Genomic DNA, 20,887 nt, shown 5'->3' with positions numbered 1-20,887 from the left:
ATTAAAGCGTTTGCTCCAAAATGCGAACAACTAATTGCTCAAAGCTTGCACCATTTGCTTTAGCAGCCATTGGCACTAACGATTTTTCAGTCATTCCCGGTACTGTGTTTACTTCTAACAAATAAAAGTTTCCGTCTGCATCTTGCATTGCATCAACACGACCCCAACCACTGGCACCCACTAGATCAAATGCAGCTAAAGCCATTGCTTGTAAATGCGTGGTATCGCCAGCTGATAAGTCTGCTGGGCAATGATATTGCGTGGTATTTGACTGATACTTTGCTTGGTAATCATAAAAACCATTTGGTGTGGTCATTTCAATTACTGGCTGTACCTCATCGCCTAATACAGTAATGGTAAATTCGCGGCCTGTTATCCACTGCTCAATCAGTACTTGGCTGTCAAACTTAAACGCTTCTGCTAAAGCAGCTTCAAGCTCTTGTGCATTATTTGCTTGCGCCATACCAATGCTAGAACCTTCGTGCGACGGTTTTACCATCACTTTTTTCAGTTCATTCATTATCGCTGTAGCATCAAAACCACATTTGCTATCCACCACCGCATAAGGCGCAGTGCTCAAGCCCGCAGATTTAAATAAATGCTTACACCGTATTTTATCCATCGCCAATGCTGAGCCTAATACGTTACTGCCAGTGTATGGCAACCCCATAAACTCAAGTGCACCTTGAATAGTACCGTCTTCACCACCGCGACCATGCAGGGCGATAAATACTCGTTGAATGCCGAGTTCTTTTAATTGCCATAACGGTTGCTCTTTTGGATCAAAGCCAATTGCATCAACGCCCGCATTTTGTAATGCGTTCAATACCGCTTGGCCTGATTTTAGTGATACTTCGCGCTCAGCTGAGTGTCCACCCAACAACACCGCCACTTTGCCAAACTGTGTGTTTAATTGCGTCATACCTTTACCTGCTTAAGTTGCTCAATCGACAGCGATGTCGCCGCGAGTGTTTTTACTAATTGACCAATATTACCAGCACCTTGGGTTATAACTAAATCATTATCTTGTAACGTATCAGCTAATACTCCTGCTAGTTCAGAGCTATTCGCAACATGCAGTGGTTCTTTACCGCGTTGACGTAAGCTACGGCATAAACTTTTACTGTCTGCTCCAATAATTGGCTCTTCACCAGCGCCATATACATCAAGCAATAATAACTGATCAACATCGGCTAACACTTTTACAAAGTCTTCATATAAATCACGAGTACGAGTAAAGCGATGTGGTTGATAAATCATTACTAAGCGTTTATCAGGCCAACCTTGGCGAATTGCCGCTATAGTCGCTGCAACTTCTGAAGGGTGATGACCATAATCATCCACCAGCATTACTTTGCCACGTTCGTTTTCAAAATCGCCATAATGCTGAAAACGACGCCCAATACCTTCAAACTGTTGCAATGCTTCTAAAATCGCGTGATCAGCAATTTGTTGATCTTTTGCAACAGCAATCGCAGCAGTCGCATTTAGTGCGTTATGTTTACCTGGCATATTTAATCGTACCGTGAGCTCATCACCTTGCTTAGTGCGCACTTTAAACTGACTGGTATTTGCCGTTTGGCTAAAATCAGTCATGCGGTAATCGGCGTCGCTCGATTCACCATAAGTGATCACAGGACGGCCAAATCGCGGAATAAGCTCAGCTGCCACTTCTGAATCAATACACACCACAGCAAGGCCATAAAAAGGCAGGTTATGAATGAAGTCCACATAAGTGTCTTTCATTTTTTCTAAGCTACCGCCGTAGGTATCCATGTGATCTTCTTCAATATTAGTGATCACCGATACCATAGGCTGCAAATGCAAGAATGACGCATCACTCTCATCAGCTTCAGCAATTAAAAAATCACTTTTACCGACTTTTGCGTTACTACCCGCACTATTAAGTAAGCCACCAATAATAAAGGTTGGATCCAGACCAGCTTGAGCATAAATACTCGCGATCAAACTAGTGGTGGTGGTTTTACCATGAGTGCCAGCGATAGCAATACCGTGGCGAAAGCGCATTAGCTCGGCCAACATTTCTGCACGACGCACAACCGGAATACGTGCCGCCTTAGCAGCAATAATCTCAGGGTTAGTTTCATCAATTGCACTTGAAACCACCACTACATTGGCATCTTTAACATTACTTTGATGATGGCCAATAAACACTTCAGCGCCAGCTTGGATCAAACGTTCGGTCATTGCACTATGGGCAATATCAGAGCCAGTAATACGATATCCTTCAAATGCGAGTACTTCGGCAATACCGCCCATTCCTGCGCCACCAATACCAATAAAGTGGATCGTGCTAATTCGGCGCATTGCCGGGCGAGTGCTCTTGTGTGTTGACATTTGTTTCACTTAATTATCTCTTTTTTCTGTTACTTGCAGCGCTGACAAGGGGACACCTGCGGCATCCATACAATGCCATGCGACATTGGCAGTAGCTTCTAGTGTCGCCAATTGCTTAGCATTGCTTGCAAGTTCACTGATTAATGCTGGTTTGGCTAAATACGGGCGTAATAGTTCAACAATACTGTGTTGATTGAACTGCCCCTGCGGCATTAATAATGCCGCCTTGCCATCAACTAAAAATTTTGCATTCGCTGTTTGATGATCATCAACCGCATGCGGAAACGGCACAAACACGGCCATTTTTCCTGCAGCAGCAATCTCACTGACGGTTAACGCCCCCGCGCGGCAAATTACAATATCTGCCCAGCCGTAAGCGGTATCCATATCATCAATAAACTCAGCCACCTTAGCTTGTTCAGCACTAAAACCTTGCTGCTGATATGCCTGTGTTACTGAGCCTAAATGACCTTTACCGGTTTGATGCCATGTATTGATCTGAAACTCTTCACTGAGCTGTTTAAATGCTGCTGGCAAAGTTTGGTTTAGCACCTGCGCACCTAACGAGCCACCAACGACCAATATATTCACTGGCGTAGTTGCTGTACGCGTTGCCACATTTGCTACGCTGGCTCGTACGGGGTTACCAACCACCTCACTGTAGCCAGACGCAAATGCTTGCGGAAATGCAGCCAACACTTTATTGGCAAACTTGGCTAGGTACTTATTACTCATACCCGCAACCGCATTTTGTTCATGGATCACCAATGGTATACCCAAGCTTTTTGCGGCAATGCCAGTCGGCCCAGTAACATAGCCGCCCATTGCTAATACAACATCAGGTTGTTGTTTTTTTAATACTTTACGCGCTTGTAATATGGCATTAATCACCATAAAAGGGGCTTTTACTAAACGTGCAAGGCCATTGCCTCGTACACCTTTAACATTAATAAAATCAATCTCAATATTATGCTTTGGTACAACCTGCGCTTCCATTCGATCAGCCGTGCCGATCCAACTCACTTGCCAACCTTGTTGCTTTAAGTGATCAGCCACAGCAATACCGGGAAAAATATGCCCGCCAGTACCACCAGCAACAACGACTAATTTTTTATTCATCGTTTTCCTCCACGGGATGTTGCTTGTTTAGTGGCCATTTTGCTTTCAAAATCCACGCGTAATAAAATACCTGCCGCAATAGTCATGATAAGTAAACTTGAGCCACCATAAGATACAAACGGCAAGGTTAAACCTTTGGTTGGCAAAATACCGGCACTCGCCCCCACATTAACCATGGTTTGAAATGCAAACCAAATACCTATTGCGAATGCAAAGTAACCTTCATATTCTTTGCCACATTTAAGTGCTTGCTGACCAATCAACAATGCTCTAAACACCAAAGTACCAAACACCATTAAAATACTGACGATACCGATAAAACCTAACTCTTCACCAATCACCGCAAAAATAAAGTCATTATGGGCTTCAGGTAAATATTGCAATTTTTGCACACTGTTCCCTAAGCCTTGGCCAAACCAACCACCTTGGCTATAAGCCATCAGCGATTGTACTAACTGGTAGCCCTTACCAAATGGGTCATCCCATGGCTCTAGAAAACCAACCACCCGCGCCATCCGATATGGCTCAACAATAATGAGCAATACGACTAAACCAACACCCGTTAATATCAAGGCAAAAAACTGCCATAATTTAGCTCCAGCTAAAAACAATAAGCCCACAGTAGTTACAAACATCACCACCACAGTACCTAAATCGGGCTGTAATAAAATCAACAATGCGTATACTGCAAACACCGCGATTGGCTTAGCAAAGCCTTTGATATTTTCTTGAACTTCCTCACGTTTACGCACTAAGTAACCGGCGATATAACTGAAAAAGAATAATTTAGCCGCTTCAGCAACTTGAAAGCCCACTGGACCGACTGGGATCCAACGCTTTGCACCATTCACTTCACGCCCGATGATTAACACCACTATCAGTAACACCATGCCTAACAGTAATAAGTAAGGATTCGAGCGCTTCCACCACGTCATAGGCACACAGCAGGTGATCCAAAACAACACAAAGCCCATCGCTAAAAACATGCTGTGGCGAATAATAATATGATAGGGATTGTTAAATAAGCGATCAGCAGTCGGCATCGAGGCACTGGTCACCATCACAAACCCCAAACCAATTAGCATGATCACACAATATAACAGTGGCACATCGTATAACTGCGCCGAAGGCTTAGGAGTTAAAGAGTCGCGGATATCAGCAAATGCGATCATACTGCCTCCGCTAAAACACATTGGCTAAAATGATCGCCACGTTGCATATAATTGTTATACATATCGATACTGGCACATGCAGGTGCAAGCAACACAATATCGCCCACAGTGGCAAGTTGCTTGGCAAGCATCACCGCTTGCTGCATATTTTCTGTTAAGTGGCCTTTGTCAGTCAACGCAACCAGTGCTTTGGCATCTTTACCAAAACAAATAAGCGCTTTAACTTGCTGTTGTAAATACGGCTTTAAGCTATCGAGATCGGCGCCTTTGGCATCGCCTCCGGCAATCACCACTAGTTGCTTGGCCTGAGCGGCTAAACTTTCTATCGCCGCAATGGTGGCCCCGACATTCGTAGCTTTAGAGTCATTAAAATATTTAACACCCGCTTGCTCGGTAACAAACTGACAACGATGCGCCAAGCCAGTAAATTGGCTAAAAGCTTGTGCAAACTGACTAGCACTGATATCAAATGGGCTCAATAATGCCATAACCGCTAACGCATTTAGCTGATTATGACGACCAACTACGGCCAAGCTACTAACAGGCAATAGAGCTTTGCCTTGATAACTAAAGTAACTGCCACCTTGATACGTCATTAAACAATAATCCGCATTTTCTAAGCCAAAGCTTAATTGAGGCATTGTTTGTGTATACGTTGCTGGGTCAGTCTTATTTACTACAGCCAGCGCGGCATTAGCATAAATCGTTTGTTTTGAATCAATATAGGTTTGGTAGCTCGGGTAACGGTCTAAATGATCTTCCGACACATTGAGTACCGTAGCGCTAACCGGTTTTAAGCTGTGCATCGTATCGAGCTGAAAACTCGATAGCTCTAATACGTAAACATCAAAATCATCCGCTAATAAATCCAGTGCGGCAGTACCAATATTTCCGCCAAGTCCGACCTTATAGCCAGCCGTTTTCAATACTTCATAAGCCAACGTAACGACTGTCGATTTACCGTTAGAGCCTGTTACAGCCACCACCGGCTTGTCTGTTAAACGGGCAAATAACTCAATATCACCAATCACTTCAACACCCGCTTGCATTGCTTGTGCAACTGCTGGAAGTGTTAAACTTAAACCGGGGCTGATGATGATCATATCGGCGCTTTCAAGCTGTGCAGTTGCCAAATCACCAAACTGCGTCGTTAAGTTTGGCGCATGTTGTTGTAACCAATCACAACCGGGGGGGGATTGGCGACTATCAACTACATTAGGCGTCAAACCTTGAGATAATAAAAAACGCACAATGCCCAGACCGGTTACACCGAGTCCGAGCACTGTAATATGTTTGTTTTTCATCTCGTTTAAATACGTCATTTACCTGATCTTTAATGTTACTAGGCCAGCTAACACTAGCACGATAGAAATTATCCAAAAACGCACGATAACTCGTGGCTCAGGCCAGCCTTTTAATTCGTAATGATGGTGAATTGGTGCCATTCTAAAAATCCGTTGGCCACGTAATTTATAAGAGCCAACTTGCAAGATAACCGACAGTGCTTCCATCACAAATACACCGCCCATAATGATTAAAATTAACTCTTGGCGAACTAATACAGCAATAATACCCAATGCTCCACCAAGCGCTAATGAACCAACATCGCCCATAAATACTTGTGCTGGGTAAGTGTTAAACCATAAAAAGCCTAATCCGGCACCAACAATGGCGGTACATACCACAACCAACTCACTGGCCAATGGTAAATGTGGAATATGCAAGTAAGCTGAGAAATTCACGTTACCTGTTAAGTAAGCAATAATAGCCAGTGCTGCTGCCACTAAAATAGTCGGTACAATGGCCAGACCATCCAAGCCATCGGTCAGATTCACAGCATTTGACGTACCCACCACGACAAAGTAAGTCATAACTATGTAAAACAAACCTAGCTGCGGTAATACATCTTTAAAAAACGGCACTACTAATGATGTTTCATTGGCATGATTAGCAGTAAAAAATAATGCGCAGGCAACCACTAAGGCAATCATTGACTGCCAAAAATACTTCCATTTAGCAATTAACCCTTTTGGATCTTTGCGGATCACTTTACGGTAATCATCAACAAAGCCCACAATTCCCAATGAGCCGATCACAAACAAGGTAGCCCATACATATTTATTCGCTAAATCAGCCCACAGCAAAGTACTGGTAAAAATAGACGCTAAAATTAACAAGCCTCCCATAGTTGGGGTGCCTTTTTTCGATAAATGCGACTCCGGGCCATCGTTACGAACTACTTGACCAATTTGCATTCTTTGCAATGCCCGGATCAACTTAGGGCCAAAATATAAAGAAATTAATAATGCCGTTAAAATACCAAATACAGCGCGAACGGTTAAATACGAGAACACATTAAATGCACTGTAATATTGTGTTAAATACTCGGCCAGCCAAACTAACATTGAGATACTCCATTGCGGCCAATTTGCTGGCTGTTAACTAAATCTTGTACTAATAATTCCATGCGAGAACTGCGCGATCCCTTCACGACTATGGTGGTTTTTTGTGCTGAGTCAGTTAACTGTGTTTGCAATTGTTGCAACAGTTCCTCACGGCTTGAAAAATGCCGCTGTGGTTTAGCAAATTCATCACTGGCGTATTGACTCAATAAACCTAAACTATACAACTCATCAATACCTTGTTGTTTGGCATAGGCGCCAACTTGTTGGTGATAAAGCGCAGCTTCTTCACCAAGTTCGCCCATATCACCTAAGACCAAAATGCGCTTACCTTGGAGGTCGCGTAATAAGTCAATTGCAGCCTTAACTGATTGCACGTTAGCGTTATATGTGTCGTCAATCACGGTTAAGATGTCAGTAACAGGAATAATATTTACTCGGCCTTTTACTTCAGCCATGGTTGCGAGTGCCGTTGCCACCGCCTCAAGACTAACGCCAAATTCACAGGTTAATGCAGCTGCTATAAGGGCGTTTGTAACATTGTGACGACCTGGCAATGCAAGCTTAACGGCTACTCGCTGCTGCTTGGTACAAATATAAAAAGACGCATGAGCTTGCTCATCGAGATTGACTTCTTCTGCCCAAATATCTAGTTGTTCAGTGCTTGAAAAACGTTTTACATTGCGCCCTTGTAACTTAGTAAGCCAACCATCACTGAATTCGCTGTCACAGTTAACTAGTGCAATACCATGCTCTTTCAAACCATCGTAAATTTCACTTTTAGCGGTGGCTACGCCTTCCAGTGAACCAAAACCCTCAATATGCGCAGCTGCCACATTACAGACCACAGCCACATCAGGCTTGGTCATAGCAGCGGTATAGGCAATTTCGCCAATATGATTAGCACCCAACTCGATAACTGCGTACTTATGTTGTGGCTCTAGGCGTAACAAGGTTAATGGGACGCCAATATCATTATTAAAGTTGCCACTGGTTGCAAGCACTTCACCGTGAGGAGCTAAAATAGCTGCGCACATTTCTTTTACTGTGGTTTTACCGACACTACCTGTAATTGCGATAGTTTTTGGTGCCACACTGGCCATTACCGCAGCACCAATTTCGCCTAGCGCAATACGCGTATCCGTAACTAAAAACTGTGGAATATCAACAGCAACTTTTTGACTAACAATAGCGGCTATTGCGCCTTTATCTTTCGCTTGCTGTAAAAACTGATGGCCATCAAAATTAGGGCCTTGTAGCGCTAAAAATACTTCTCCTTCGCATACGGTGCGAGTATCGGTATTAATATTTTTTACTGTTTGATTATCACCTTGGTAATCAGTTGCTAACACATTTACTAGCCAATCAAAATCCATTGGGATCATAACTGCGATCCTCTTATTTGTTGTTCTTGTGGGTCTAGCTTTTGCTTGTGTTGTAAGTGCTGCTGGACAAATTTACGGTCGCAAAAATCTATCCGTTGCGTACCAATTATTTGATAATCTTCATGTCCTTTACCTGCAATAAGCACTACGTCATTGGCATTTGCGTTATCTATTGCAAAGGCAATAGCGCCAGCACGGTCAGCTTCTAAGTGCGCACGTTCAGGGTGGCTTAAACCAGCAGCAACCTCTTTAATGATCTGCCATGGATCTTCGCTACGCGGGTTATCACTGGTAATAATTACTTTATCAGCATTTTGCTCAGCCGCTTGGGCCATCATTGGTCGCTTGCCTTTATCACGGTCTCCGCCGCAACCAAATACACAACTTACGCCACCGGGCACATGCTGTTGCAGTGCTTGCAATGCTAAAGCTAACGCATCTGGTGTGTGAGCATAATCAACAATACAGGTTGGTTGGTTTGGCGCGCTAAATGCTTGCATGCGTCCAGCAACTGGTTGCAAGCTTGCACAACCCGCTGCCAGCTGATCTAATGGGTAACCTAAACCAAGTAAAGTGGCGATTGCAGCCGCTAAATTATATAAATTAAATTCGCCAAACAGTGGGCAGGTAATAGCAATATCACCCCAACTTGTAGTCAATTGTGCCGATATACCGGTTTTGTGGTAAGAAACATCAGTAAAGTACACAAACTTAGCACCTTTTGGCTGCAAGTTTTTATGGCCATAACACACTAAGTTATTAAAAGCGTATTGTTCTAACCATTGTTCTACTTGATTATCATCTTGATTTAGTACCACCAGCTGCGCGTCAAAATCTCGCATTAGCATTAACTTTGCATCGGCATAACTGGCCATATCACCGTGGTAATCTAAATGATCGCGCGATAAATTAGTAAACACAGCAGCTTTAAAGTGCGTTTTCGCAACACGCTGCTGCACCAAACCATGTGATGACACTTCCATCGCCACCAGTTTGTTATTGTCAGTAGCCAGTTGCGCTAATATTCTTTGTAAATCAACACATGACGGTGTGGTATTAATTAACTCAGTTAAATTTTCTGGCTGCCCATATCCAAGCGTACCGATAATCGCTGATTGGGTATCACAAAACTTAGCTAAATGTGCAATCATCGCGGTGGTAGTTGATTTACCATTGGTGCCAGTAATACCCACCACATCTAATTGTTTACTTGGTTGCTGATAAAAATGACTCGCTAATGCGGGCAATTTCTTATTCAAATCGGAAATTAAATAAAGCGGTTCAAAATCACATTCAAACTCACATAAACGATCAGCAATCACTGCGACTGCACCATTTGCAATCGCTTTATCAATAAATTGTCCGCCATCTAATTGATGACCTTTAATTGCTACAAAGACATCCCCAGGGGTGACATCTCGACTATCCAAACGCAAGTGCTTTACTAGTAAGCTTGTTGCTGCTACTTCTATTTGTTGTAAAATTATTTTTAAATCACGCATCATCATCTATGCCCTTCACGTAGGCAACCGAGCCTTTGTCTGGTGCCACGTTTAAAATTCTTAACGCATTGGAGATTATTTCTGCAAACACAGGGCCTGCAGTTGCACCGCCATAATAAATATCTCCACCGGGCTCATTGATCATTACAACAACAGCTAAACGTGGGTTACTCGCTGGTGCTATACCAGTAAAGTAACCAACATACTCATCACCATAACCACCTGCGGCAGCTTTTTTAGAAGTACCTGTTTTTCCCGCAGCGCGATAACCATCAACTTTTACGCGGTTCGCTGTTCCACCTTCTTCAAAAACACTTTCCATCATATGTACAACCGCTTCAACATCTTGTTGTTGAAAAACACGCTCGCCTTCAGGGATTGAATCTTGTTTGAGGATGGTCAATGGTCTGTTGATCCCGCCAGCACCTAACATGGCATAAAAACGCGCCATTTGTGCGGTGCTTACAGCTACGTTATAACCAAAAGAAAGTGCTGCAATTTCATGGTCAGACCAGCGTCGATTCGGATAAAATAAGCCGCTACTTTCACCAACCATGCCAGTGCCAGTATCTGAACCAAAACCAACTTTTTGGAACAAGCCAACAAAGTAATCCTTCGGTACATCTTGCGTTATTTTTGTCACCCCCATATTACTGGAGTACTTTAAAATCTCACGTAAGGTCATTTCACCATGGTTACGCGTATCTGTAACTAACGTGCCACCGATGCGCATCCAGCCTGGGTAAGTATCAATTTTATCATCCGGTTGGATTGAGCCGTAGTCTAACCCAGCTAATATGGCTAGAGGCTTAACGGTTGAACCTGGTTCGAACAAATCCGTGATCGCTCGGTTACGGCGCTTATGCGGCGCTGCATCATTTAAATTATTTGGATTAAAAGACGGACTGTTAACCATCGCTAACACTTCACCAGTTCTCACATCGACCACCATCGCAGAGCCAGACGTTGCTTTGTAGGTAAGAACTGCTGATTTAACCGCTTTATAGGCTATAGCTTGAATACGCTGATCAATACTAAGCTGGATGTTTTCGGGTTCAATCCGTTCACGTTCATCAAGCACTTCAACTTCGCGCCCCTGTGCATCTTTACGAATAGTACGACGACCTTCAACGCCAGTTAATGCGTTTTCGTAAAGCTTCTCTATGCCTTCGATACCTTTACCATCAATATTGGTAAAACCAAGTACATGTGCAGTGACTTCGCCAGCAGGATAATAGCGTTTTGATTCATCTAATAAATGAATACCAGGCAGACGTAAATCGCCAATATAATTGGCAACGGCAGGGGTTACTTGGCGTTTTAGATATACAAAGCGACGACTGGCATCATCCCGCAAGCGAGCATTAATTTTTTTCGGTTCAATACGCAGTACATCGGCAAGCTCACGCCAACGTAAATCATTTTTGTAGTACAGCGCAATACGTTGTTCAAGTAGCGCGGTATTTTCTGCAAGAGCATGCTCATCTTCGCCATTTTTACGCGCCTGCTTGAGTACTTTAGCACGCAGTGATTTGTGTAATGCTTTAGGATCCGCATATACACTTACAACGGGCACACTAACAGCAAGTTCTTTGCCATGACGGTCAAAAATCATCCCGCGTTGCACATGCAACTTTTCAACGCGCACGGTACGTTTATTACTTTCTGAACGGGCTTTATCAGGCTCGATAACTTGCAAATAAGCAGCACGAGACACTAAAGTCACAAAAACCAGCAGCACCACAGAGCACACCAGCATAAAACGCCATGTGATCAAACTATTTACTGGTTTTTTTCCTCTACTTCTCATGGCAGTATTATCACCTGTTCATCTTGGCTTGTGGACCGTTTCATTTGCAGTTGCTCAATAGCAATTTCTTCAATGCGCGCATGTTGCGAATAAAACTCTTCTTCAACTAATAGATAACGCCATTCTAAATCGAGTTCATCTCGCTCTTGTAGCAGCTGATCTTGCTCTATCAGCTCTTGGCGAGCAAAGTGAGTGACCTGTACCACACTCAAGCTAGATACGAATATCACAACCAACAAGGCCGAGGTTAACTTGTTTGTTCCTAGGCCTTTGATTATTTCTAAAAATAAATTGGGTTGTCGATGATTCGCTTTAGCCTTCATCCCAACCTCTGTGCCACCCTAAGTACAGAGCTGCGTGAACGTGGATTACGGTCTATTTCAGCTTGGCTTGGCTTAATAGCTTTACCCACTGCTTTTAACGTCAGATTTTGATTTATTTGTGCATCAGTTAAAGGCAGACCTCTGGGTAACGCCGCTCCCTTACTCTGTTTTTTAATAAACTGTTTAACAATACGGTCTTCTAATGAATGAAACGAAATCACCACTAATCGGCCACCGGGCTTTAATACACCCAGCGCAGCCTGTAATGCTGTTTGAATCTCTTCCAATTCACTGTTGATATAAATACGAATAGCTTGGAAAGTACGCGTCGCAGGATGTTTGAATTTATCTTTTACTGGCACAGCTTCGTCAACTAAATCAGCAAGTTGCTTAGTTGTTGTAATCGGCGTATGAGCACGTACTTCAAGTACTTTATGTGCAATACGACGACCAAACTTTTCTTCGCCATAAGTTTTGATCACGTGAACAATGTCTTCCAGCTCAGCTTCGGCTAACCACTGCGCAGCACTGCGGCCACTGGTAGGATCCATACGCATATCAAGCGGGCCATCTTTCATAAAACTAAAACCACGCTCGGCATCGTCTAGTTGTGGTGATGACACTCCGATATCTAATAAAATACCATCTACTTTTCCTAATAGATCGTTTTGCTCTGCCACTTCGTATAGATTAGAAAAGCGAGTATGGGCAATGGCAAAACGGCTATCGTCGGCAAACTTTTCGGCAGACTTGATCGCTTGTGGATCTTGATCAATGGCCTGTAATCGGCCATGTTCACCAAGGCGCGCCAAGATTTGTCCAGAATGTCCGCCACGGCCAAATGTACCATCCATATAAATACCGTCTGGCTTAATTGCTAGACCCTCGATGGTTTCGTCCATTAGTACGGAAATATGTTCAAATTGCGCTGTCATTAGCTATTGTTTGCCTTTTTATTGTGTGATCAGAGCGAAAAATTATCTAAGTCTGGGGTTGATTCAAACTCACCGAGTCGTTCAATTTCGGTATCTTGGCGCATTTGTTCATGCCAACGTTCTTCATCCCAGATCTCAAATTTATTCATCAAACCGACCAACATGATTTTTTTGCCTAAATCAGCATGAGACCGTAACGACGGTGCCAGCAATATTCGGCCATTTTTATCTAATTGGTATTCTGTTGCATTACCTAACAACATCCGTTGCATACGGCGAGCGCGTGGATTCATATTGGAAATTTTAGCTAATCGATCTTCTATATCCTGCCATTGCGCCAGTGGATACAACCACAAGCAAGGCTCGTTAAGTGCGACGGTACAGATCACCGTACCCTGATCTTCAGACAACAAAGAATCTCGGTACTTAGTCGGTACCGCAAATCGCCCCTTGTCATCCAAACTCAGTGAACTCGCACCACGAAACATAAAAAGCCTACTTTAAAAGTTTGTAATTAATCCGTTTTGATTAATTTGATCCAATTTGATCCACTTACTACCACTTTTTACCACAGTGCTCCAGTTTAGGGCTTGACAAGCGGTTTTGTCAAGTCAGCAAAAACCTATAATGGCGTGTTAAAGCCAGAAAAAATAAGGCCTAGCGCAAAGCTACTGAATTACGTGAGAAAAAGTGGATTACATTAAAAAAAATATTTTATTCTGAGATAAAACAAAATAAACAGACTTAAATGATTAATGAATAATCAATGAACAGTTACAAAATATTAGTAGTCTATTGCTGTTTTCTAGATCCTGTAAAATTTACGCGATCTTTTTGCAATAGTTACTCAAATCGCTGTTATTTCGACCAGTGCCATTCAATAAATTAGAGTAAACCATTGATTTGTAGATAATTAAGTTAACATCGTCAACGTGGTATGAAGGCTGCAACAAGCATTACACAATTTAGTTTTAATATTTAAGGAACGATTACTATGACTACGTCAACATCAAGCTCAAATTCAGCCGCGAAAACCAGTAAAAAAATTGATGATATTGCTACTCACACTGAATCGCCATTAACAGATAAAGCAACCTCAGCCGCTCATCTCGCTGTTGATTCGCTGTCTTCGAAGGCTGCAACAGCAGAGCAAAGTATTCGTCATGGTGCTTCCAGTTCAGCTGAAACACTCACTGAAAAGCAAAAAATTGCCCGTGAAAAACTGTCTGAATACAGTGGTAAAACTCGTCAATTAGCCGCTGAAAATCCACTTGCTACAGCTGGTATTGCGTTTGCTGCCGGTATGCTAGTGACTGCGCTATTTCGCCGTAGTAAGTAAGCGCTTATGCAACCATATACCGCTCCTAAAGATAAACGCCATCAAGCCGCTGATCCTGCACCCCATGGTGCCGATCAGTGGCAAGATCACCTTGCTAAATTATCTCAATATGGTGAGCAGCTTTATCAAGACTATCGCCAACAGGCTGGTATTTGTAAAGAATTAGCGAGTGCCGAGTGGCGATTATCAACCCGCTCTTTGGCATTAACTATTATTTTGCTGGTAAGTTTTGCCGGTGGCTTAGTATTGCTATGGGCAGGTTTACTGATCACATTTGGCTTAGCTATTTTTTCTTTTAGCCAATCAATATGGCTCAGTGCTGTCTGTCTAATTAGCTTACAATTGCTCTGTTTAATGTGGCTGTGGAAAAACATTGGTTATATCAGCAGTAAAATTGGCTTTGATAAAACCGCACACAGCATTAAACAATTACTCAATATAAATAGGGGGGAATAATGCTAATTGATTATTTTATTCAGAAACCAGCTTATAAAGTTAGCCACTTAAGTAAAAAAATAAATAGTATCAATGCGTTAAAAAAGCAACATCATCAAGCTTTTAATTACCGACTTAAACGCTTTGCAGTATCAAATGTCGGTATTGCTAGTGCCTTTGCAGCAGGTGCAGGCTATCAAGCGCTAAATGGTCATAACCAAAATTCAGCCAATAAAATAAAATTAAGTCAATTTAGCTGGTTGTTACGTTTGCTATACCCCTCATAGATACTGAGTTTTGCTCAGCACAATCTTACTCTTCTGAGCCGTTACTCCCATATTTATTAGATAAAGTACAATTAACCTTATATTATATATGGTTATTTTTAAGTTAATTGGCTACAATTTTGTACCAAAAGCCCAGTATGAAGAGTATTGTTATTTTTTCCTCATCGTTACAACATCGACTTTATCGGTTATTTATATTACTGAGTTTACCTGGCATCTTGGTGATCTTATTTAGCCTTTGGCATGCCAAAGAAACCGCGCGCCAAGAAAGTCGACTTCAGGCTTTAACGGTTGCCGAACAGCTTGTTGAGCAGCAAACTAACCTACTCAAAAAAATTAAAACATTTACCACTCAACTTGCCGACTTAAAAGACTTTGCTGCACCATTGCAAACGGGCTGCCCTTATTACTTAGCTAAAATACAAAAGCTTCAACCTGAAATTGCAAATATTGGTATCGTCAATATGCAAGGCGATGCGGTGTGTTTATTACAAGGACGCAAAGAAAATATTAATATAGCCGATCGTGAATACTTTAAAAATGCTGTGGCAACTAAAAGCTTTGCCATTGGTTATTTTCAAAAAGATCGCAGTATCAATTCCCTCAGCTTCAATTTTGCTTATCCGCTTATTGATCAGCAGCAACAAGTATATGGGGCTGTAGTAACGGTTGTCACATTAGATTGGTGGAGCCAAATACTTGCCAACTCTCACTTACCCGAAAATGCCATTGCAGTTGTGACCGACAACAACGGTCGCATTATTGCGAATTACCCTAACGATCCATCGCTGTTTGGCGAAAATATTAACGCCTATGGGTTTAGCTCAGAATTACCTATGCTTAATAGTACGATTGAGTTGCAAGGTATTAATCACATTTTACACAGTAAAACCATGTATACCGATGAAACTAAAAATAGCCTAAACGTCTATGTTGTCATGCCATTTAATAACGCAATTCAAGCTGCCAACCAACTATTTTTTATCACATTATCTGCTTTTACATTAATGGTTATTGGACTATGTATTTTTGCCCGCAGCCAATTAAAGCGCAACGTATTAACGCCAATAGCGCAGCTCACACTGACGATTAAAGAGCTTGCGCAAGGGTTATTACCAAAGCAGTTTTCTTTAAATAGTCCAGAGCTAAATACCCTCTATCAACATTTTAAAGCAATGGCACAAACACGCCTTGCGGCAGAAGCAAATGTTAAACGCCAACATGACGAATTAAGTAGTTTATTAAACGCTTTGCCTGATACCTATATTCGGATCAATGTTCACGGTGATGTACTGAACTTAGGCGGGCAAATTTCACCGTTACATTTACCTGTATACACGCGTTCAAAGTTACATCTTCGCGAGTTACTTGGTGAAGAAAAAAGTAAACAGTTACTTAGGCATTTACCCTGTAAAAATAAAACCAGCCAATTTGAATTAACAATCAATAACAGCATAATCGAGCAAGTATTTGAAGCGCGGATCAGTGCCAAGCATAATAGCAACGAGTACACCATTGTATTGCAAGATATCAGCCAGCGAAAGAACGCTGAAAAAGCCTCTCACCTGGCCTCATTAGTCTACTCAAATAGCAGTGAAGGTATGGCCATTACCGATCCAAATGGCGTTATCTTAGATGTTAACCCGGCTTTTTGTGAAGTAACCCAATACAGTAAAAGTGAAATCCAGGGCAATACCACCGCTATTTTAGCTTCAGGTAAACACAGTAAAGCGTTCTACCAAGAAATGTGGCTGCAATTACAAAAAACGGGTCGTTGGCAAGGTGAAATAGTTAACCGTCGTAAAGATGGCGAGTTATTCACAGAGTGGTTGACTATCGATACTGTATACAATGAACATTCTGAAGCGCAGCGCAGAGTCGCGATTTTTACCGATATTACCGCTAAAAAAGCAGCCGAAGAACTCATTTGGCATCAAACTCACTTTGATCATTTAACCAATCTCCCCAATCGAATTGAGCTTAAGGAGCGCTTAAATCAGCGCCTCAACAACAGTTTAAATCCTAATGAGCCACTGGTGATCATGCTACTTGATCTTGATCATTTCAAAGACATAAATGACACCTTAGGCCATTTTTATGGTGACGAGTTACTTAAATTGATCGCAATTCGTTTGCAACAAGAAATTGTTGATATTGAGTTTATTGCACGTATTGGTGGCGACGAATTTGTCATTGTGCATGCCAAGCTTGTTACTGAAGAACACATTAAAAAAGTAGCCAACGATATTCTCAATGCCATGACAAAAGCATTTATACTCGAAGGTGAAGAACTACACATAGCAACCAGCATCGGCATCGCTATTGCACCAACCGATGGCGATAGCTCAGAGCTATTATTAAAAGCCGCCGATCAAGCCATGTATAAAGCCAAACAAAGTGGTCGTAACTGTTTTGAGTTTTTTAATCACAACTTACGTGAGCAAGCACAAGCGCGTATGGATTTACTCAAAAACATGCGCTATGGCATTGAGCAAAAACAATTTGATCTTTATTACCAAGCAATCGTTAACCTTGATTCTGGACACATCCATAAAGCAGAAGCACTATTGCGCTGGCGCCACCCTACACGCGGCGTAATTAGTCCCGCAGAGTTTATACCTTTGGCCGAAGAGTCTAGATATATCAACCCATTAGGGCAATTTGTATTTACTCGCGCACTACAAACGCTAACGGTTTTACGAGCGCAGGTTGATGCCAACTTTCAACTTAGTATTAATGTCTCGCCGGTGCAATTTAGTTGCCTTGATAGCGGTATTGATCTGTGGCCAGCCTTACTAAAAGCCGCCAATTTACCACCGAGTGCAATTGTTAGCGAGATCACCGAAGGGTTAATGATCGCACCAGAGCAACTCACTCAACAACGCCTGAAAGCGCTGGTAAAATCCGGTATGGAACTCGCTTTAGATGACTTTGGCACCGGCTATTCATCGCTTGCCTACTTGCAACAAATGGACGCAGATTATTTAAAAATTGATAAATGTTTTGTTGATAACATTCAAGCCGACAATCAAGATCTGGCGTTATGCAAAGCAATTATCACTATGGCACATCAATTTGGTTTAAAAGTGATTGCCGAAGGCATTGAAACACCAGAGCAGCAGCAATTATTACTTGGTATAGGGTGTGATTATGGCCAAGGCTATTTGTTTGCAAAGCCACTACCCGAGCAGGAATTTTTAGCACTGGTAAGCAACCAATCCGCAGCAACGAGCTAAATACAGATCCAGCACACACTATGAACTGAAAATTTAGCTAGCTATTGTTTAATAAATAACGAACTGATACGTTACCAAACAGAGTTTATTAATTTAACTGTTAGCCGTGATTTCAAAATTACCTCGTTGGGTAGAATATGGAGCGTTTTTACTTGCGCTTGTTGCTGGGCTTGTTAATTCGATAGGGTTACTAGGGTTCAAACATCAATCAATTTCACATCTATCAGGCACTGCAACACTCCTTGGCACAAGCCTTGTTACCTCCCCCGTTACTGATGTATTACACTTAGCGCTTATCCTACTGAGTTTTTTAGCTGGTGCGGCGATCTCCGGCGCTTTTTTGCAAAGTGGTGCATTAAAACTCGGCCATAACTACAGCAGCTTGCTGTTATTTGAAGCCACTCTGTTAGCAAGCTCAGTGTATTTTTTATCGAATGACTCTGTAAACGGGCACTATTTAGCATCCGCAGCCTGCGGCTTACAAAACGCGTTAGCCACCACTTACAGCGGCGCAGTTATTCGCACCACTCACGTTACCGGTATTTTTACCGATCTAGGGCTAATGCTTGGCGCTAAATTAAGAGGCGAACCCTTTGATAAACGCAAAGCACTGTTGTTTTTACTGATAATCTCAGGATTCATTTGCGGTGGCACATTAGGTGCATATGCATTCCAGTTTTATAAATTTAATGCCCTCTTTATCCCTGCAACCATCTGCCTAGTATTAGCCGTTAGCTACTCAGTGTTTAAAGCGATTAATAGTAAAAAGGTTTAGTAAAACACAAAAAAGCCCGCAGCGTTAACTGCGGGCTTTTTATTGAATGAGTGAGTCAGCCGTATAAGATAACAGGGAGACTCCAATATAAACTTATAAATCAATACGTTAATTTTTTATTCAAGTGTGAATATACAGACTTTGGCACAGTTCTAATCACGAGTTTAAAACTTCTAGATCTTTTGTTTTAATTTCCAACATTAAATGGTGTCTTCATTACCACCATTGCCCAAGGTAAAACCTGACAAGTGTAATGAACTCCAAAAATCTAGATTATGAAAGGCTCCATTTCTACTACATGTATTTAATCGAATATAACAATAAAGTAGTGTTCACAAAACAACCAAGCGCACTTGTATTAAGTTACTATGTCGTTTATTTTGTTGTGATGAAAAATTTAAAAAGGACTTTCCATGCAGGCAATGACTAAATATCCTAAACCTGAACGGCCGAGCGGTGCAACAGCACTTGAAATGGCTATCTATAACTATGAGCTTAAAGCGCAATCATACCACAATGCGAAGTGCAAAAATCCTACTAAAGAAGAATTGGCCCGTTTAGAAGCTGACTATTTACATCTTAAAAATGAAAAAAAGAGAATTAAATCTGTGGTTATAGCTCAAACAGCGCTAGCAGAATATAGGAAAGAATGTGGTCTTTCATCGGCTGATGAACTGTTAGAGGAAGAGCACCATCCAACTAATGATCTTGCAAAATACTTATCTGCGGTAGGTGAACCTAAACCAACTAACCTACATGAAGCTCACCATATAATTTCTGGTAAAGGGAGATATAATACATCAGCCATGATGGATGCCAGATTAAATTTGCATTTAATGAATATAGGAATAAATGATCCACACAATGGTATTTGGTTAATCAACTTTGTAAAAAATAAAGCGATTGATTGGTCAACTACTGATGCACCGCCGCATCGTAAAATCCATAGATATAACTATGAAACATGGATTGGCGCAATGTTAGGTGAGAATATGGCTACTGATAAAACAGCGTTCTTAAATAAGCTTAGAAATACAAAAATGCTTATTAGAACAGGTATGTTACCTGCTAGAATATTTGCAAAAAAGGATGAATTGTGGAAAGGGATCTAGTTATTTTCAAAATACATAAGCCATCAAAAACATACGACATAATCAACCTCACGACTGTTTCTATGGCAAAGCAAATTGCTAAAGAAAAAAAGATCAGTTTTAACGAAGCTGTGAAAATAGCTATGGATGATTTCCCAAGAGGGAAAGCTAAAATATTAGATGTTGTAGAGAATGGGTTTAATTGTAAGGTTGAAAAAGAAGCAGAGCAACAAGACTATGATATAAACTTATTTTCGAGTTACTTGGTGTTAAATAAAAAAGCTTACACAGCCATAGGTAATCATTTACAAGGTTGCGGGGAGTTTATTCCATTAAATTGTGAGAAAGAATTATTTTTATTCAACCCACTAATTTTTGAAAAAGAAGATGAAGCTCTGACGGAAATAGCCTTTCTAGATGGATTTGAAGATGGTCTAAAATCTCTAGCTTTTAAGTCCGATCTAAATCTAATTTTTAAGTCAAGCATGCAAGGCGGTAAATCGATTTACTGTAATGCAGCTTTTAAAACTCTTGTGAAAGAAAATAATTTAACAGGGATTACTTTCAATAATGACTTACTTAGCATTTTTGCATAGCAACCTCTAAACGCAGTTTTATAATTCGCAATGCCCTCACTCACGACTATAGAAAGCATCCATAAAATATTAAGCTTTTACCAACTAACGTTAATATGTATTAACGTTAGTTGGTTAATTTA

The 20,887-nt window shown here is 41.6% G+C and carries 19 protein-coding genes; 7 read left to right on the top strand and 12 right to left on the bottom strand.

The features are described from left to right. Position 1: 1 nt before the first annotated feature. From J7338_RS05835 to mraZ, 12 genes are read right to left on the bottom strand one after another with little or no spacing between them, the layout of a single operon-like run. Positions 2–922, bottom strand: a complete 921-nt coding sequence (locus J7338_RS05835) for a D-alanine--D-alanine ligase (protein WP_210796169.1) — start codon at positions 920–922, stop codon at positions 2–4. Then, entirely contained in the window at positions 919–2,358 is a 1,440-nt protein-coding gene (gene murC / locus J7338_RS05830) for a UDP-N-acetylmuramate--L-alanine ligase (protein ID WP_228732926.1), read from the bottom strand. The genes J7338_RS05835 and murC overlap by 4 nt, the downstream gene beginning before the upstream one ends. Positions 2,359–2,367: 9 nt before the next feature. Next, the gene (murG, locus tag J7338_RS05825; protein ID WP_210796167.1) at positions 2,368–3,477 is read right to left on the bottom strand and encodes an undecaprenyldiphospho-muramoylpentapeptide beta-N-acetylglucosaminyltransferase; all 1,110 of its coding nucleotides are present in this window, start codon (positions 3,475–3,477) and stop codon (positions 2,368–2,370) included. Then, on the bottom strand, positions 3,474–4,649 hold the full coding sequence (gene ftsW, locus J7338_RS05820; RefSeq protein ID WP_210796166.1) for a cell division protein FtsW: 1,176 nt from the start codon (positions 4,647–4,649) through the stop codon (positions 3,474–3,476). The genes murG and ftsW overlap by 4 nt, the downstream gene beginning before the upstream one ends. Further along, positions 4,646–5,971, bottom strand: coding sequence for a UDP-N-acetylmuramoyl-L-alanine--D-glutamate ligase (murD, locus tag J7338_RS05815; RefSeq protein ID WP_210796165.1), 1,326 nt, complete (start codon positions 5,969–5,971; stop codon positions 4,646–4,648). Before murD ends, ftsW begins: the two co-directional genes overlap by 4 nt. Then, the gene (gene mraY, locus J7338_RS05810; RefSeq protein WP_210796164.1) at positions 5,972–7,054 is read right to left on the bottom strand and encodes a phospho-N-acetylmuramoyl-pentapeptide-transferase; all 1,083 of its coding nucleotides are present in this window, start codon (positions 7,052–7,054) and stop codon (positions 5,972–5,974) included. Beyond that, positions 7,048–8,436 carry a UDP-N-acetylmuramoyl-tripeptide--D-alanyl-D-alanine ligase gene (locus J7338_RS05805; RefSeq protein WP_210796163.1) on the bottom strand — a complete coding sequence of 463 codons (1,389 nt, stop codon included), beginning with the start codon at positions 8,434–8,436 and terminating at the stop codon, positions 7,048–7,050. The genes mraY and J7338_RS05805 overlap by 7 nt, the downstream gene beginning before the upstream one ends. Beyond that, entirely contained in the window at positions 8,433–9,938 is a 1,506-nt protein-coding gene (gene murE, locus J7338_RS05800) for a UDP-N-acetylmuramoyl-L-alanyl-D-glutamate--2,6-diaminopimelate ligase (protein ID WP_210796232.1), read from the bottom strand. Before murE ends, J7338_RS05805 begins: the two co-directional genes overlap by 4 nt. Further along, positions 9,931–11,748, bottom strand: a complete 1,818-nt coding sequence (locus J7338_RS05795; protein WP_210796162.1) for a penicillin-binding transpeptidase domain-containing protein — start codon at positions 11,746–11,748, stop codon at positions 9,931–9,933. Before J7338_RS05795 ends, murE begins: the two co-directional genes overlap by 8 nt. After that, positions 11,745–12,071, bottom strand: coding sequence for a cell division protein FtsL (gene ftsL / locus J7338_RS05790; RefSeq protein WP_210796161.1), 327 nt, complete (start codon positions 12,069–12,071; stop codon positions 11,745–11,747). The genes J7338_RS05795 and ftsL overlap by 4 nt, the downstream gene beginning before the upstream one ends. After that, the gene (gene rsmH / locus J7338_RS05785) at positions 12,068–13,006 is read right to left on the bottom strand and encodes a 16S rRNA (cytosine(1402)-N(4))-methyltransferase RsmH (RefSeq protein ID WP_210796160.1); all 939 of its coding nucleotides are present in this window, start codon (positions 13,004–13,006) and stop codon (positions 12,068–12,070) included. The genes ftsL and rsmH overlap by 4 nt, the downstream gene beginning before the upstream one ends. A 29-nt stretch (positions 13,007–13,035) precedes the next feature. After that, positions 13,036–13,494: a division/cell wall cluster transcriptional repressor MraZ gene (mraZ, locus tag J7338_RS05780; RefSeq protein WP_145236856.1), complete on the bottom strand. Its 459-nt coding sequence runs from the start codon at positions 13,492–13,494 to the stop codon at positions 13,036–13,038. Between the two features lie 506 nt (positions 13,495–14,000). Here mraZ and J7338_RS05775 point away from each other — a divergent pair. From J7338_RS05775 to J7338_RS05745, 7 genes are all read left to right on the top strand, one after another. Then, positions 14,001–14,345, top strand: a complete 345-nt coding sequence (locus J7338_RS05775) for a DUF883 domain-containing protein (protein ID WP_210796159.1) — start codon at positions 14,001–14,003, stop codon at positions 14,343–14,345. Positions 14,346–14,351: 6 nt separating this feature from the next. Next, positions 14,352–14,801 carry a hypothetical protein gene (locus tag J7338_RS05770; RefSeq protein ID WP_210796158.1) on the top strand — a complete coding sequence of 150 codons (450 nt, stop codon included), beginning with the start codon at positions 14,352–14,354 and terminating at the stop codon, positions 14,799–14,801. Continuing rightward, positions 14,801–15,067, top strand: coding sequence for a hypothetical protein (locus tag J7338_RS05765; protein ID WP_210796157.1), 267 nt, complete (start codon positions 14,801–14,803; stop codon positions 15,065–15,067). Before J7338_RS05770 ends, J7338_RS05765 begins: the two co-directional genes overlap by 1 nt. A 137-nt stretch (positions 15,068–15,204) precedes the next feature. Then, on the top strand, positions 15,205–18,303 hold the full coding sequence (locus tag J7338_RS05760; protein WP_210796156.1) for a bifunctional diguanylate cyclase/phosphodiesterase: 3,099 nt from the start codon (positions 15,205–15,207) through the stop codon (positions 18,301–18,303). Positions 18,304–18,409: 106 nt separating this feature from the next. After that, the gene (locus J7338_RS05755; RefSeq protein WP_210796155.1) at positions 18,410–19,078 is read left to right on the top strand and encodes a YoaK family protein; all 669 of its coding nucleotides are present in this window, start codon (positions 18,410–18,412) and stop codon (positions 19,076–19,078) included. 413 nt (positions 19,079–19,491) lie between these two features. After that, a complete protein-coding gene (locus J7338_RS05750; protein ID WP_210796154.1) occupies positions 19,492–20,190 on the top strand; it encodes an AHH domain-containing protein in 699 nt (232 codons plus the stop codon). Then, positions 20,175–20,765: a hypothetical protein gene (locus J7338_RS05745; protein ID WP_210796237.1), complete on the top strand. Its 591-nt coding sequence runs from the start codon at positions 20,175–20,177 to the stop codon at positions 20,763–20,765. The genes J7338_RS05750 and J7338_RS05745 overlap by 16 nt, the downstream gene beginning before the upstream one ends. Positions 20,766–20,887: the final 122 nt, after the last annotated feature.

It is taken from the genome of Pseudoalteromonas ostreae (assembly GCF_018069805.1).
GTDB lineage: Bacteria > Pseudomonadota > Gammaproteobacteria > Enterobacterales > Alteromonadaceae > Pseudoalteromonas > Pseudoalteromonas ostreae.
The sequence above is the reverse complement of the archived record's forward strand: the minus strand, read 5'-3'. Positions and strand labels throughout refer to the sequence as shown.

Coding starts and splice junctions, on each gene's coding strand:
- mraY (WP_210796164.1), bottom strand. CDS start 7,054: ATGTTAGTTTGGCTGGCCGAGTATTTAACACAATATTACAGTGCATTT.
- ftsW (WP_210796166.1), bottom strand. CDS start 4,649: ATGATCGCATTTGCTGATATCCGCGACTCTTTAACTCCTAAGCCTTCG.
- murD (WP_210796165.1), bottom strand. CDS start 5,971: ATGACGTATTTAAACGAGATGAAAAACAAACATATTACAGTGCTCGGA.
- murG (WP_210796167.1), bottom strand. CDS start 3,477: ATGAATAAAAAATTAGTCGTTGTTGCTGGTGGTACTGGCGGGCATATT.
- J7338_RS05750 (WP_210796154.1), top strand. CDS start 19,492: ATGCAGGCAATGACTAAATATCCTAAACCTGAACGGCCGAGCGGTGCA.
- murE (WP_210796232.1), bottom strand. CDS start 9,938: ATGCGTGATTTAAAAATAATTTTACAACAAATAGAAGTAGCAGCAACA.
- J7338_RS05835 (WP_210796169.1), bottom strand. CDS start 922: ATGACGCAATTAAACACACAGTTTGGCAAAGTGGCGGTGTTGTTGGGT.
- mraZ (WP_145236856.1), bottom strand. CDS start 13,494: ATGTTTCGTGGTGCGAGTTCACTGAGTTTGGATGACAAGGGGCGATTT.
- J7338_RS05770 (WP_210796158.1), top strand. CDS start 14,352: ATGCAACCATATACCGCTCCTAAAGATAAACGCCATCAAGCCGCTGAT.
- J7338_RS05765 (WP_210796157.1), top strand. CDS start 14,801: ATGCTAATTGATTATTTTATTCAGAAACCAGCTTATAAAGTTAGCCAC.
- J7338_RS05805 (WP_210796163.1), bottom strand. CDS start 8,436: ATGATCCCAATGGATTTTGATTGGCTAGTAAATGTGTTAGCAACTGAT.
- J7338_RS05795 (WP_210796162.1), bottom strand. CDS start 11,748: ATGAGAAGTAGAGGAAAAAAACCAGTAAATAGTTTGATCACATGGCGT.
- ftsL (WP_210796161.1), bottom strand. CDS start 12,071: ATGAAGGCTAAAGCGAATCATCGACAACCCAATTTATTTTTAGAAATA.
- J7338_RS05775 (WP_210796159.1), top strand. CDS start 14,001: ATGACTACGTCAACATCAAGCTCAAATTCAGCCGCGAAAACCAGTAAA.
- rsmH (WP_210796160.1), bottom strand. CDS start 13,006: ATGACAGCGCAATTTGAACATATTTCCGTACTAATGGACGAAACCATC.
- J7338_RS05760 (WP_210796156.1), top strand. CDS start 15,205: ATGAAGAGTATTGTTATTTTTTCCTCATCGTTACAACATCGACTTTAT.
- murC (WP_228732926.1), bottom strand. CDS start 2,358: ATGTCAACACACAAGAGCACTCGCCCGGCAATGCGCCGAATTAGCACG.